At 66.0% G+C, this 13,454-nt stretch carries 16 protein-coding genes; 5 read left to right on the forward strand and 11 right to left on the reverse strand.

All coding sequences use genetic code 11. The features are described from left to right. Positions 1 to 77: 77 nt before the first annotated feature. Positions 78 to 1,064 carry an adenosine kinase gene (locus tag JD971_RS11150; RefSeq protein ID WP_236672062.1) on the forward strand — a complete coding sequence of 329 codons (987 nt, stop codon included), beginning with the start codon at positions 78 to 80 and terminating at the stop codon, positions 1,062 to 1,064. Next, positions 1,061 to 1,642, forward strand: coding sequence for a TIGR00730 family Rossman fold protein (locus tag JD971_RS11155; protein ID WP_371809625.1), 582 nt, complete (start codon positions 1,061 to 1,063; stop codon positions 1,640 to 1,642). The genes JD971_RS11150 and JD971_RS11155 overlap by 4 nt, the downstream gene beginning before the upstream one ends. A 3-nt stretch (positions 1,643 to 1,645) precedes the next feature. On the opposite strand, the gene JD971_RS11160 is transcribed toward JD971_RS11155, so the two are convergent. The 9 genes from JD971_RS11160 to JD971_RS17195 all read right to left on the reverse strand — a co-directional run bounded on the left by JD971_RS11160 (position 1,646) and on the right by JD971_RS17195 (position 9,738). After that, positions 1,646 to 2,086: a cytidine deaminase gene (locus JD971_RS11160; protein ID WP_202083432.1), complete on the reverse strand. Its 441-nt coding sequence runs from the start codon at positions 2,084 to 2,086 to the stop codon at positions 1,646 to 1,648. A 47-nt stretch (positions 2,087 to 2,133) separates the two neighbouring features. Further along, a complete protein-coding gene (locus JD971_RS16630; RefSeq protein WP_236672063.1) occupies positions 2,134 to 2,949 on the reverse strand; it encodes an energy transducer TonB in 816 nt (271 codons plus the stop codon). A 56-nt stretch (positions 2,950 to 3,005) separates the two neighbouring features. Continuing rightward, positions 3,006 to 5,216 carry a TonB-dependent siderophore receptor gene (locus JD971_RS11170; RefSeq protein ID WP_202083433.1) on the reverse strand — a complete coding sequence of 737 codons (2,211 nt, stop codon included), beginning with the start codon at positions 5,214 to 5,216 and terminating at the stop codon, positions 3,006 to 3,008. Between the two features lie 123 nt (positions 5,217 to 5,339). After that, entirely contained in the window at positions 5,340 to 6,023 is a 684-nt protein-coding gene (locus JD971_RS11175; RefSeq protein ID WP_202083434.1) for a Fe2+-dependent dioxygenase, read from the reverse strand. Positions 6,024 to 6,033: 10 nt separating this feature from the next. Beyond that, positions 6,034 to 7,026, reverse strand: a complete 993-nt coding sequence (locus tag JD971_RS11180) for an FAD:protein FMN transferase (protein ID WP_202083435.1) — start codon at positions 7,024 to 7,026, stop codon at positions 6,034 to 6,036. Next, positions 7,023 to 7,853, reverse strand: a complete 831-nt coding sequence (locus tag JD971_RS11185) for a DUF4198 domain-containing protein (RefSeq protein ID WP_202083436.1) — start codon at positions 7,851 to 7,853, stop codon at positions 7,023 to 7,025. Before JD971_RS11185 ends, JD971_RS11180 begins: the two co-directional genes overlap by 4 nt. Before the next feature lie 20 nt (positions 7,854 to 7,873). After that, the gene (locus JD971_RS11190) at positions 7,874 to 8,416 is read right to left on the reverse strand and encodes a DUF2271 domain-containing protein (protein ID WP_202083438.1); all 543 of its coding nucleotides are present in this window, start codon (positions 8,414 to 8,416) and stop codon (positions 7,874 to 7,876) included. A 13-nt stretch (positions 8,417 to 8,429) separates the two neighbouring features. After that, positions 8,430 to 9,164 (reverse strand): PepSY-associated TM helix domain-containing protein, encoded by a 735-nt coding sequence (locus JD971_RS11195; protein ID WP_202083440.1) that lies wholly within the window; start codon positions 9,162 to 9,164, stop codon positions 8,430 to 8,432. A gap of 187 nt (positions 9,165 to 9,351) precedes the next feature. Further along, positions 9,352 to 9,738, reverse strand: a complete 387-nt coding sequence (locus tag JD971_RS17195; protein ID WP_371809629.1) for a DUF2171 domain-containing protein — start codon at positions 9,736 to 9,738, stop codon at positions 9,352 to 9,354. A gap of 60 nt (positions 9,739 to 9,798) precedes the next feature. Here JD971_RS17195 and JD971_RS11205 point away from each other — a divergent pair, with 60 nt between their 5' ends. Next, positions 9,799 to 10,167 (forward strand): DUF4440 domain-containing protein, encoded by a 369-nt coding sequence (locus JD971_RS11205; RefSeq protein ID WP_202083441.1) that lies wholly within the window; start codon positions 9,799 to 9,801, stop codon positions 10,165 to 10,167. 196 nt (positions 10,168 to 10,363) lie between these two features. Here the strand turns inward: JD971_RS11205 and JD971_RS11210 are convergent, their stop codons facing one another. After that, on the reverse strand, positions 10,364 to 10,594 hold the full coding sequence (locus tag JD971_RS11210) for a DUF2171 domain-containing protein (RefSeq protein ID WP_202087594.1): 231 nt from the start codon (positions 10,592 to 10,594) through the stop codon (positions 10,364 to 10,366). Positions 10,595 to 11,151: 557 nt separating this feature from the next. On the opposite strand from JD971_RS11210, the gene JD971_RS11215 reads away from it, so the two are divergent. Together JD971_RS11215 and JD971_RS11220 are read left to right on the forward strand one after the other, a co-directional pair. Continuing rightward, positions 11,152 to 12,198 (forward strand): ribonucleotide-diphosphate reductase subunit beta, encoded by a 1,047-nt coding sequence (locus JD971_RS11215; RefSeq protein ID WP_202083442.1) that lies wholly within the window; start codon positions 11,152 to 11,154, stop codon positions 12,196 to 12,198. A 78-nt stretch (positions 12,199 to 12,276) separates the two neighbouring features. Next, entirely contained in the window at positions 12,277 to 13,098 is an 822-nt protein-coding gene (locus JD971_RS11220) for a hypothetical protein (protein WP_202083443.1), read from the forward strand. Here the strand turns inward: JD971_RS11220 and JD971_RS11225 are convergent. After that, positions 13,006 to 13,377 (reverse strand): hypothetical protein, encoded by a 372-nt coding sequence (locus JD971_RS11225; protein ID WP_202083444.1) that lies wholly within the window; start codon positions 13,375 to 13,377, stop codon positions 13,006 to 13,008. The two genes, JD971_RS11220 and JD971_RS11225, sit on opposite strands and share 93 nt — an antisense overlap. Positions 13,378 to 13,454 lie beyond the last annotated feature (77 nt).

Raw genomic sequence — 13,454 nt, forward strand, 5'->3', positions numbered from 1 at the left:
GACCGGCGGCCCGCCGCTGGCTAGTTCCGCGCGGGTTTCCTGTCCCTTTTAAATTCGCGTTTTGCCCGGAGAGCCGATTGTCCGCCGAACCTTATGACATTGTCGCGCTGGGCGATGCCATCGTCGATGTGCTGGCCCGCCGGGACGATGCATTTCTTGCCGCCTGCGGGGTGGAGAAGGGCACGATGCGCCTTCTGGCCGATGCCGACGCGGCCGCCCTTGCCCGCGCGATGCAGGACAGCGGCACGGTGGACGAAATTCCCGGCGGAAGCGCGGCGAACACGCTCGCCGGCGTGGCGGCGCAGGGGGCGCGGGCGCGCTTCATCGGGCAGACGGGCGCCGACCGGCTGGGCATGGTGTTCGCACAGCACATGGATGCGCTGCGAATCGATTTCGACACGCCGCCTGTCGCCGATGCGCCGACGGGTCGCTGCTTCATCCTCATCAGCCCGGATGCGCAACGCACCATGCAGACAGCGCCCGGGGCAAGCCATCTCCTGACCCGCGACGCGCTGGACGAGGATGCGATCCGTTCGGCGCGCATCCTGTTCCTCGAAGGGTATCTGTGGGGGCCGGACACGCCGCGCGGCGCCATGGTCCGCGCGATTGAGATTGCCCGGCGGGAGACGCGCACGGTCGCGTTCACTCTGTCCGATTCCATCGTCATTCCGGGGCGCCGCGACAGCCTCGCCCGGCTGGTGGCGGACGGGGGCGTCGATATCCTGTTCGCGAACGAATACGAGGCATGCCTGATGGCGGGCGTGCCCGACGCCGAAACCGCGATCGCCGCGCTTGCCGCGCAGGTGCCGACGCTGGTCGTGACGAAGGGGGCCGAGGGCGCGCTGGCCATCGCAGGGGGTGAGCGTGTCGAGATTGCCGCCGCGCCTGTGGAAACGGTGATCGACACGACCGGTGCGGGCGATCAGTTCGCCGCCGGCTTCCTCGCCGCCCACGCGCGGGGCGGGGACATCGCGCAATGCCTTCATGGAGGAGCGGAAGCGGCGGCGGCGGTCATCGCCCATGTCGGCGCGCGCCCGTTGATGAACCCGAAAGGAAACGGATGATGCCCGCAATACGCGCGCTCGCAATCTATTGCGGATCGGCACAAGGCCGCGACCCCGAACACATGGAAACGGCCCGCCGGCTGGGCCGTGCGATGGCGGAGGAGGGCATCGACCTCGTATATGGCGGGGGCCGGCTCGGCCTGATGGGGGCGGTGGCCGATGCGGTGCTGGATGCTGGCGGCAAGGCTTTCGGCGTGATCCCCGACGCACTCGTCCGGCATGAGGTCGCGCACACCGGCCTGACCGAATTGCACACCGTCGCCGACATGCATCAGCGCAAGGCGAAGATGACTGCGCTGGCCGACGGTTTCCTGTGCCTGCCGGGCGGGATCGGCACGATGGACGAATTGTTCGAGGCCTGGACCTGGAACGCGCTCGGCTATCATGCGAAGCCGTTCTGCCTGCTCAACACCGGCGGATATTGGGACCGGTTTCTCGGCTTTTGCGACCACATGCGCAACGAAGGCTTCATGAGCGAGCAGCGCCGCAGCCAGCTTTTGTGTGCCGAAACGATCGGCGATGCGCTTACCGTGCTGGAAGCCGCGGCGAGTGCGAAACCGGGCGGGCCGGTCTGGTAAGGATCAGCCGCGGGTGAGCGCGTCCGGACCGAAGCCGTGCGGCAGCAATGCGCCAATCGTCGTGTCGAGCCGGGCATCCCCCTCGGCCCCGACGCAGGTTACGGCGATGTCCCGGCCCGAAAGGCATGCCGCCTCGTAAATCGCCTGCCGGCAACCGCCGCACGGGGTCACCACGTCGTGCCCCGCGATACCGTCGCCCGCCGCCGCGCCGCCCGCCACCACCACATGGGTAATCTGCGCCAACCCAAAGCGGTGCTGCGCCGCGCTCAGCGCCGATTGCTCAGCACACAGGCCCAGCCGGTAGCATGCGTTTTCCATGTTCGCGCCGGTGGCCACCGTTCCGTCGGCGGACAGCACGGCGCACCCGACGCGAAAGTTCGAATAGGGAGCGTGCGCGCGGGCCGCGGCGTCGCGCGCGGCGGCGATGAGGTCTTCGATGGTCATGGCCGCCTTCATATCGGCGCGCCGACCGGGCGCAAGGGTCCGGCGTGCTATCGGTTCAGCGAAAAGGTGATCGGCACCACGACCCATGCCGCCACGGCCCGGCCCGCCTGCGTCGCCGGCTTGAACTTCCATTTGCGCACCGCGCGCAGGGCCGCCTCGTCAAGCCGGGAGGAGCGGCTTCCTTCGGCAATCTTCAGCGTGTCGACCCGGCCCGACGGATCGACCAGCACGCGCAGCAGCACGGTACCTTCCTCCCGCGCGCGGCGGGCGATGAACGGATATTCGGGCGCCGGATTGTCGCGCTGTGCCGCGGCGACGTCGGGCGGGGTGATCGGCGCGGGTGCAGGTTCGGCGACCGTCGGCGCGGCGGGGCCGGGCGCCGCCGCGGGCATCGGGGGCAGCGCAATGGGCATGACCGGCACGTTCGCGACCGGCGCGGCCGTGCGGGCAAGGGCGATGCGCGGCCGGGGCGCAACGGTTTCGCGGGCCGGGGTGACGGGCGCCAGCGAATCCGGCGGCGTATCGGGTTCGGGGGTGGCGACCGGTTCGGCCGGGGCGGGCGCATTGGCGGCGAGCGGGATGTCGAAGCTTTGCACGATCGGCACGGGTTCGGCGCGCTCCGCCACCACGCCGAGGGTCAGCAGGCCCGCGAACGCGACCGCATGGATCGCCCCCACCGCCGCCACGCTGCGCCAGTCGAACGTGGCGGCGCGATAGCCGGATGGCGCAAAGGGCGCCTCCGAACGGGCATCGCCATGCATGGACGCCGAAGCCGCCGGCGCCGAACGGGCGGGGCAGTCCTCGGGCACCATCGCTGTGCCCGATTGGATGGCAAGGCTCGAATTGCCGGAGTGCAGATACACGCGATTCCCCTTAATCAGCGATATTGCGAATTATTTGCACTCCGGCGGTCCGAAAATCAATAGCGGACGCTGAGCGTGGCGAGCGCCTGCCGTCCCGCGGCGGGGATGGCGAAATGCGGGTTGCGCAATTTCACCGCATAGCGTTCATCCGTGAGGTTCTGCACGTTGAGACGCAGGCCGAGATGGTCGGTGAACAGGAACTCGGCATTCGCGTCGAGCCGCACATAGCCATCCGCGCTGATGAGATTGGCGCCATCGGCGTAACGCTTCGACGCGCCATAGGCACCGCCGCCCACGGCGAAGCGCGGCGTCACCTGATAATTGCCGGTGAGCGCGAAATTATGCCGCGGCGTGTTGGGCAGCGCATTGCCGAAATTGGCGTCCGCCTCATCGCGCAACTCGCTGTCCACGAGCGTATATCCCGCCAGCAGGGTCAACGCCCCGATCCGTCCCGACGCGCTCACTTCCACGCCCTGAAGCCGCGCGGAGCCGAAGGTTTCGACGACATTGTCGAGATCGTCGAGCTGTACGATATTGTTGCGCTTCACCCGGTACAGCGCACCCGATAGCAGCATGTCCCCGCCGAACAGCTCGGCCTTGGCGCCCACTTCCCAATTTTCAAAACCTTGCGGGCGATAGGACTGATTATTGCCGTTCAGGTTTTCGGCGCCTTCGCCCACGGTGGCGCCCGGCGGCGTCTTGGAATCGGCGTAGGAGGCATAGAGGCTGGTGCTCGAAGTCGGCTTGAAGATGACGCCGGCCTGATAGCTGAAGAAATCGCCATCGGTCGCCGCATCGTAACAACCGCCCCGACCGCAGCCGGATGCCGTCGCCGAAAAATCGGTCCACCGCACGCCGCCATTCACAAGCAACGAGGGCAGAAGCGTGACCGTGTCGAACAGATAGACGCTGTAATCCTCCGCCGTGGCATTGGCCGGCGTGGTGCTGCGCGTGATGGTGCCGGTCCACGGGTCCGACGGGTCGGGATTGGCAAGGTCGGTGCAATTATACGTTTCGAACGATATTTCGGGACAGTTGCGGTCGCCGGTATCGACGCTGTAATTGCGGTTCGCGCTATCGGCGTAGCTGTATTCGAACCCTGCGGAAAGGCTGTGGCCGATGCCGCCGGTGTCGAACACCGCGGCGAGATTGGTGTTGCTCGCGATGCTGTCGCTGAGGGAATTGCGGCTCTTGGTGGCGCGCCACACCTGGCCGTTCGCCACGTTGCCGGCGCTGTCGTCCGGGTTGGTGACGATATAGTCGTTGCGCGCCCGGCTGAACCGCGTGCCATGCGACAGCGTCACCCCGCCGCCGAGATAGCCGTTGAACAGAAAACTGCCCGAATCGACGCTGGTCTCCTGAAAATCGCGGGCGAGCAGGCCATAGAAATTGTCGAAGTCCACATCCGCCGGTTCGCGCCGCTCGTCGGGAAGCTGCCCGCGAGACGTCGTCGGGATGCCGTAATCGGGCATGCTGTCGGTCTCGTAATGATAATAGGCGAGGCTGGCCGTGATCGGCGTGCCCGCGCCCCAGGTCACGGACGGCATCACGCCCCAACGGTCGTTGAACACCGCGTCGCGGCCGGCAACCTCGGAATCCTGCCACATGCCGACGACGCGAAAGGCGAGCTTGTCGGCGACTTGCGCATTCACGTCGGCGGTCGCGCGGTAGAATTCGTCGGTGCCGACGGTGGCCTGCGCTTCGATGGCATCGCCTTCCTTCGCAATTTTGGACACGAGGTTGATCGCGCCCGCCGCCGTGCCGCGCCCGCCGAAGGTGGAGCTGGGCCCCTTGGCGACCTCGATCGCCTCCAGTGCGAAGGTTTCGCGCGTTTGCGAGCCGATGTCGCGCAGCCCGTCGACGAACACGTCGCCGGTCGCATCGACCCCGCGGATGAGCGGGATATCCGCCGCCGCGGTGCCGCCTTCGCCCGCGCCCAGCGTGATGCCCGGCACCGTGCGCAAGGCATCCTCCAGCGTGAAGGAGGCGGTGTGTTCGATGACATCCTCAGTCACGACATTGACGATGCGCGGCGTGTCGATGAGCGGGGCGGTGGCCTTGGGCGAACGCTGCGCCTCGGCGCGATAGCCGTCACTGACCGCGTCGTCGGTGATGGTCATCCCTTCCAATCGGGTTTCGGCCTGTTCGACATTGCCCGTCGCGGTGGTCCCCTGCGCCAGTGCGGGCGAGGCGAAGGCCGCGGCGGTGCCGATGCAGCCGAGGACGAGCGAACGATTGCGAAATGCGGTTGAGCGGTTGGTGTTCATGAGTTCCCCTTCATGGTGAGCCCGGTCTGCCGGGCGTCGCGATGAGGGCGCTATTGCGAATCATTTTCACTTCGTCAAGCTTATTGCAAAAGGTTCGTAATAGCATTTACGGGCGGTGCGGCCTCAGCTATCGGCCCACCGCCGCAGCAAGTTATGATATAATGCGGTGAGCGCGATGACCGTCGCGTCCTCGCCGCCGTGGCGGGTGGTGAGATCCTGTACCGCGCGGTCGAGCCGGAACAGCTCCTCGCGCTCCGCATCGCTGCGCACCATGCTCTGCAGCCAGAAGAACGAGGCGATGCGCGCCCCCCGCGTCACCGGCTCGACCCGGTGCACGCTTGAGGCGGGGTAAAGCACGGCATGGCCCGCCGGCAGCTTCACCCTGTGCTCGCCGAACAGATCCTCGACCACGAGCGCGCCGCCGTCATATTCGTCCGGCTCCTCCAGAAACACGGTGCAGGACAGGTCGCTGCGGATGACGAAATCGCTCCCGCTCAGCCGGCGGATCGCATTGTCCACGTGGGCGCCGAACGTCTCGCCGCTCTCATACCGGTTGAACAGCGGCGGAAACACCTTGAGCGGGAGCGCGGCGGAAATGAACAAGGGCGAACGGTTGAGCGCGCCTGCGACGATGGCGCTCGCCTTGCGGGCCGTGTCGGAGCCTTCCTGCAATTGCCGGTTCTTCTTGGCGAGGCGGGATTGATGGCCCGACGTCTCGTTCCCGTCGACCCACGGGCCTTGGTCGATCAGCGCGCGCAGGTCGCGGACCTCTTCGCGGGACAACAGTTCGGGAATGGTCAGCATCATGATCGCGGTCTCACAGCATGGCGCGCCACGCGGCGCTGTATCGGATGGTGCCGCCGGCGTCGGTCACGCGGGCGGGCAGGTTGCGGGCGTCGGCGAATGCCATCGCGTCGCCGGGCGGCATCGCCATCATCGCGGTGGCGAGCGCGTCGGCCTGCATGCAATCGCGGTGGAGGACCGAGGCGGCGCGCGATCCGCCGCGCATGGGCGCCCCGGTCGCGGGCGCGAAGGTGTGGGACCAATCCCCGCCGCCTGCGGAACGCCGCCGGTGCCAGTCGCCGGAGGTGGCGAGCGACCAGTTGCTCAACGCGACTCGGGCCGGCGGTGCGTCGATACCCGGTGCATCCTCGATCCCGGCCCACCACGGCTGCCCATCGCGGCGGACCCCGCAGCCGCGCAATTCCCCGCCGATCTCGACGAGGTGGTGCATCACCCCTGCGTGGCATAGCAGGATGGAGGCGAGATCGACGGCATAGCCCTTGGCAATGGCGCTGAAATCGAGCGCGACTCCGCCGGGCTGCACGATGGTGTCGCTTTGCGCGTCGAACAGGATAGAGCGCCAGCGCGACTCATCGCCGGCGGGCGCGGGCATGGTTGCGGGCGGCGGCGCGGCGCCGAAACCCCATGCTTCGCTCACCCGACCGAGCGCGGGGTCGAACGCCCCGCCCGTGGCCCGCGCGATATTGAGCGCGCAGTCCAGCACCAGCGCGAATTGCGGCGGCATTGCAAAGCGCGTGCCCGGATCGGCGCGATTGAAACGGCTGAGCAGCGAATCCGGGTTCCACTGGCTCATCTGCGCGGTGACGAGCGCAATCGCGTTTGCCATGCAGCGGCGCGCATCGGACGCGCCATCGCCGCCCGCCACGCCGACGATGCGCCACCGCGTGCCGATCGCCTCGCCCTCCACCGTGAAATCCACGCCGTCGGCGAAGGGCACGAACGATTGCGGCCGCCCCACCATGGGCGGGACGGCCACATCGATGGCGGCTTCGGCCAGCGCCGTCACGCCGGATTGAATTCCAGCACGGCTGAGTAGCTCGCGCGGCGTCCGCCGTCCGCATTGGCGGATGTCTCGATGAAATACATGCCGGGCACCTGTGCGGTAAGCGTGACCAGCCCGTCCGCATCGGTGGACACCGTCTCAATCCCCGCCTCGTCGCGATAGCGCGTGTCGCCCTTCACGAATTCGATGTCCATCGCCGCGGGCTCTCCGTCGAGGAGGAAGCGGAATTGGGCCGGCTCGCCCGCGATGAGGTCGTTGGGGTGGGTGACGGGCATCATCTCGATGCCTTTGCCGGTGGGCTGCAACGCCGTTTCGTTGGGCGCGCCGAGCGTCACGAAGGTTTCGACCCGGCTCGATACCGGGGTGAGCTGGACCTCGGTGGCGCCTGCGGGAATGGCGGTGTCCGCCTCCGCCGCTGTGCCGCGCCACCGTTTCGCCTCTCCGTTCAGCATGTAGCGTCCGAAAATCCCCTCGCTCGCCAGCGCGATGCGATAGGTGCCCTCGGTATCTAGCGGCACGTCGAACACGCTGCGATATTTGCCGGTGCCGATGATGGCGGGGGCGACCACATTGCCGTCGGGACCGGTCACGACAAGATCGTCCAGCCCGGCGGCATGGTGGTCGAAATTGAACAGCGCGTTGGAAATGGCGGCGTCGACCGTCACCGTCTCGCTCTGCCCCGAAAGCACGGTGGCGGACGGCAGCAACCAGCGGCGATGCGCCTGCGCCGGGGTGGCGAGCGTCATGCCGATCACCCCGGCAAGGGCCATGGCGGTCAGTGTCCGGCTCAGGCGCCGTGCAGGTGTCGTGCCTTGCGATGTCGTGGTCATGCTGCGGTTCCTTGTGAGGGTCATGGATTGATGGTGAGTGTGACGGTGCCGAGTTCCTTCGAACCCTCCGCCGATCGGGCGACGCGGCCGCCGCCCCAGCGGAACGGGATCGAGACAAGTTCGCGCCCGCCGACCTCGCGCGCGGCTTCGACCCGGAGGACGTAGTTTCCGGCCGACAGCGCGCGGGTGGCGCGGGCGGGCACCCTGATCGCGTGGCGGCCGGGCGCGCGGGTCGGCCCGGAAAGTCCGCTCACCGGCAAGTTCAGCGAACGCCCCGACTTGCGCCACCAGGTGCGGATGTCGCTCAACCATTTGCGCCCTTCGCCGCCGCGCAGGTCGGTATCGTACCACACGGCGACATCGGCGACGGCCTTGCCCGAACCGTCCTCGATCCATGCGGCGAGATAGGGGCGGTGATATTCCGCCACCGAAAGGCGGGGGATTTCCACGCCGACGGTCATGTCCTGTGCGGCGGCGGGCGCGACGGCGAATGTGGAGCCGAGCAGGCCGACGGTGACGCGCGCCGCGATGCGTGCCTGGGGTGCGGGGGTGGAAAAATGCATCGCCGTGTCGACCTCAATGTTGGATGAAAATGATGATGAGCAGCGCCGGAACGACAAGCCCCGCCCCGACCAGCGGCCAGGTGGAACGCCGTTTCTTTGCATGGAGCCAGAGCAGGAACAGCCCGCTCAACGCAAAAACGAAGCAGGCGATGGAGAATATGTCGATGAACCAGCCCCATGCCGTGCCGGTATCGCGCGCCTTGTGCAGGTCGTTGAGATAGGAGATCCACCCCCGGTCGGTGCGTTCCATGATGACGTCGCCGGTTTGCAGATCGAACGCCACCCATCCGTCGCCGCCGGGGCGGGGGAGGGGGACATAGACTTCCTGCTCCGACCATTCGGCGGGCCGTCCGGCAAGCCCGGTGTCCAGCGTTTCGCGCGACCATTGCGCGACCGAGGTCGGCATTTGCGGATCGTCGCCCCGCTGCGCCGCCTGCAAGGCGCGGAGCAGGGAGGGTTGCAGCGTATCCTCGACCGTGACCACGACGGGATCGGCGGAAATGTCGGCGGCGTGGTTCAAGGTGATGCCGGTGAAGGCGAAAAGCAGCAATCCGACGAGACAGATCGCGCTGCTGACCCAGTGCCAGAGATGAAGTTGCTTCGACCAGAACGGCGAGACGCGGCGCGCCCGTGCCGCCGCCCGCCGCGGCGGGGCAGGCGACGGCGCACGGGTCGCAGCCGCGCCGCCTGCGCCGCCGGTCGCAGGGTACGCGCGCGGCGATCGAACGGATTGATTCGTCGAAGTCATCGACGGCGTGTTAGCTGCTATTGAGAAAGATATGCAATAGCGATCTTAGGGAAGGCACCGCCAGACGCGGCGTGCCGCCAGCCTCACAAACGACTGGACCCCGGATCTCGCCAAAACGAGATCCGGGGTCCTTTTGCTACGGCCCTCGCGGGGCGTAGAAACTGTTTGAGCCGTTCAGGTCAGGCGATCAGCCTTTGACGCCTTGGGGGATGACGGCGCTCGCCTTGAGATAGACGCGGTTGTCGTCAATCTTCTCCACCTCGTCGAGCGAGATGAAATGGTGCATGTTGTCACCGGCGTCGGACTTCGTCAGCTTGATGCGGTTGTCTTCGACATCGTCCACGGTCCCGACATGCTGGCCATTGATGTCGGCAACTTCCATGTGTTCCTTGATGCGGATCTTCTCGAACATAAAAACCTTCTTTCTGTCTTGTGTGCCGCTTCGTTGCGGCGCTTGTATATGAAACGGACGGAACGCCGCATCGGTCCACGCTTCGCCGCGTGAAACGCTCGCTTCGTGGCGCGGCCCCGCAATCGCCGGATAGGATCCGCCCGCCGCCCGTTCCCTGACCACGTACCAAGGTGCAAAAAGCCGCGCGGCATGACTGTCCGGCGTGGCAGGAAAGGAGCGAACATGGACGACGACCGTATCTGGACATTCGAGGAAGAGCTGTGGACCGGCGGCAAGGACGCCTACGAACGCAAGGTGGGCGGCGAATGCCTGATGGCGTTGCCGACGATGCCGTTCGTGTTCGACGGCCGCGCCGCGAAGAACGCGGTCGAGGACACGCCGAGCTGGGAAAAGATCAGCTTCGAGGACAAGAGCGTCGAACGCCCGCAGGAAGGGTTGATCGTCATCGCGTATCGCGCGCGTGCGTCGCGAGGTGAGGAAACCTACCACGCCGTATGCACGAGCACGCTGATGCGGATCGAGCACGAGGAATGGAAAGTCGTGCAGCATCAGCAGACGCCGTTCGACACCAATGTCGCATCGCCGGACTGATCCCGCGCGATCACCCGACGACGAAAAGGCCGGGCGGATCGACCGCCCGGCCTTTTTCATGCCGGCTTTTTTTATGGATGAGTTTCCGCACCCAGGAATGGCAAATGCCCCTCCCTCGTAAAGAGGAAGAGGCATTCCCGTGGCCCCGAACCGCCAGAAGGGCCAACGGTATTCGTAAAGCGTCGTCCGCGGGGCGTCAGCGCCCCGGCTCTTCCTCGAATTGCACCGCGTTCGCGCCGGTGGCGGAGAGGCGAACGATATCGCCCTCCACATCCGCGACGAGGCCGATCGCGATGTAATGGTGGTGGCCGGCATGGCTCTGCTGTTCGAAACCGGCACTGGCGCTGTCCTTGGTCAGCTTGATGCGGTCGCCCTCGACCCGGTCCACGGTGCCGACATGTGCCCCGTCGGCGCCGACGACCTGCATATGCTCGCGGATGCGGCCGGTGTCGGCGGGCGCGCTGACCGGCGCGGTGGGGGCGTTTTCGTCGTCGCGCGATTCGTCTTCCTTCACGCCGGTGCGTTCAGGTTCGATGCCGTTTTCCTGCGCCCAGCGACCGCCGCTATTGGTGGCGGTGCCGGTGACCTTGCGGGAATCGGTCGGTTCGTATTCGCCCATCGTCACGCACTCCGCTATGCTTGCTGTTCTATCCGTGTCGTCGTCCGGCGCGCGAAGGGGGGAGCGCAGCCAGACGACTTGCTGTAAAAAGCGCATGGAAACGGCTTCGGTTCCGGCCGTTTCGCCTTGATTGCGCCGCATTCACGCCTTTTGCCGACGAGCCGACATGCATGTGCGACCGGAGGAAAAATTGCGGCTTTCACCGGTAATCCACTGCCATCCGCCGCAAAGGGGATGCGCGACGGCAAAACTGTTGTTAAACACAAGATCAAGCGCAGCGGAGCCGATCCGACCCGCTGTATGGTGTGCCGGCGCGTATGCCGGGCATCCCTGCCATTTTGACCGTTACGAAAGAAGCCTTGCCCATGTCGCTGACCGAAGCCCGCAAGACCTACAAGCCGTTCGAATATCCGTGGGCCTATGATTTCTGGAAGCGTCAGCAGCAATTGCACTGGCTGCCGGAGGAAGTGCCGCTCGGCGAGGATTGCCGCGACTGGGCACAGAAGCTGACCGCGCACGAACGCAACCTGCTCACGCAGATCTTCCGCTTCTTCACCCAGGCCGATGTCGAGGTGCAGGATTGCTACCACGACAAATATGGCCGGGTGTTCAAGCCGACCGAAGTGAAGATGATGCTGACCGCGTTTTCGAACATGGAAACGGTGCATATCGCGGCCTATTCCCACCTTCTCGACACCATTGGCATGCCCGAAAGCGAATATGGCATGTTCATGGAATATGCCGAGATGAAGGACAAGCACGACTATCTGCAGCAGTTCGGCGTCGACACGGACGAGGATATCGCCCGCACGCTCGCGATGTTCGGCGGCTTTACCGAAGGGCTGCAACTGTTCGCCAGCTTTGCCATGCTCATGAACTTCCCGCGCTTCAACAAGATGAAGGGCATGGGGCAGATCGTGTCCTGGTCGGTGCGCGACGAATCGCTCCACTGCGAAGGGATCATTCAGCTGTTCCACGCCTTTTGCGCCGAGCGGGGCTGCCTGACCCGCGCGGTGAAGGAAGACATCATGGATGCGTGCCAGAAATCGGTGCGGCTCGAAGATGCGTTCATCGACCTCGCGTTCGAGCAGGGTCCGGTGACCGGCATGACCGCCAAGGACATCAAGAAGTACATCCGCTACATCGCCGACTGGCGGTTGGGACAGCTTGGGTTGCCGGCGATCTACATGATCGAGGAACACCCGCTGCCGTGGCTGACCCCGCTGCTCAATGGCGTGGAGCATGCCAATTTCTTCGAGACGCGCGCCACCGAATATTCGAAGGCCGCGACGAAGGGCAACTGGAACGACGTCTGGGCCAGCTTCGACAATCGCAAGGCGAAGGCCAACGATACCGAAGAGGTGGCGGACGATGGTCCTGGTCTTTTCGGCGAGGTGCAGGCGGCGGAATAACTGCTGTGGGAACCGCCTCCCGGTGAGGTCGTTCATCTTCTGGAAAGGTCGACAGTCACGACTTTAACAGGAGAGAACATGGCCGACGCACCCGCACCCCGCAAACGTCCGAACTGGCTCTGGATAGTCATACTGGCGCTTCTGGCCTTGCTTGCGCTGCTCTGGATTTTCGGGGCGTTCGGCGGCGACACGGATGCCGAGCCGGATCTTGCCGAAGCGGTCGGCGTCGAGGATGCGGGGACCGAGGTGTACGAACCCGCCGTCACCGGCGACATGGACACGACCGCCGGTGCGGCCACGGGCGACATCGACGTGACCGGCGCCGAAACCGATCCCGCCACGCTCGCCACCCTGCCGGACATGGTCGGCGACACGATCGCGTACAGCAACCTGCTGGTCAATCGCGTGATCGGGGACGAGGCGTTCACCATCGGCACCGGATCGTCGGAAACGCTGGTCCGCTTTGACGAGGCACGCACGCCGAACACCGCGATGGAAGGCGACGTCGACGTCAATCCCGGCGCGACCGTTTCGATGCGCGGCGAGGTGCGCAGCCTCTCCGACGATACCGATCTTCCGCCGAGTGTGCGCAACGATCTTTCCGGCCGGGCGCGGCGTCTATATCTGGGCGACCGACGTGCGCTGGCCGCGCGAAGTGACCATCGAACGTCAGCCGTAAGCCACACGCAAAACCACGCAAAAAGGGCGGCCCCCACGCGGGAGGCCGCCCTTTTTCATGCCGCCTTGGCGGTGCTTACTGCGCGACCGTCACATCCTCGATCCGCTTTATCACCGCATCGCCGCACACTACGTCGACATAGGCGTAGGAGGGAAGACCCGGCTCCACCTCGCCGCGCACGGGTGCCAGCCGGCCGCCTCGTCCGACGGTTCCACCGATAGGCGCATGATCTGTCCGGGCGGCTGCATCCGGTTCGTCGGCCCCTGCGTCAACGTCACGCTCGCCCGTTCGGGAAGAAGCGCCTCGCCCTGCACGATCAGGGTGGGGCGCGCGCCCGGTCCCGGCATCGCATTGACGAACGCGGTCCAGTTGCGCGTTTCGGTCGGGCAGACCGGCACGGCCATCACCTGCTCCTCGTCATTGCTTACCATCGTCGTCGTGCATCCCGTCACCATGGTCCCGACGGCCAGTGCCGCCGCGATGCGTCCCGTATTCTTCATTTCTTTCGTTCCTCTGATCCATTGCGCGCCTCTTCCCCGGCCAACGCGCACTTGCGATTCGCGGCGCAGGGATGCAA

Origin of the sequence: Croceicoccus sp. YJ47 (assembly GCF_016745095.1) — a bacterium.
GTDB lineage: Bacteria > Pseudomonadota > Alphaproteobacteria > Sphingomonadales > Sphingomonadaceae > Croceicoccus.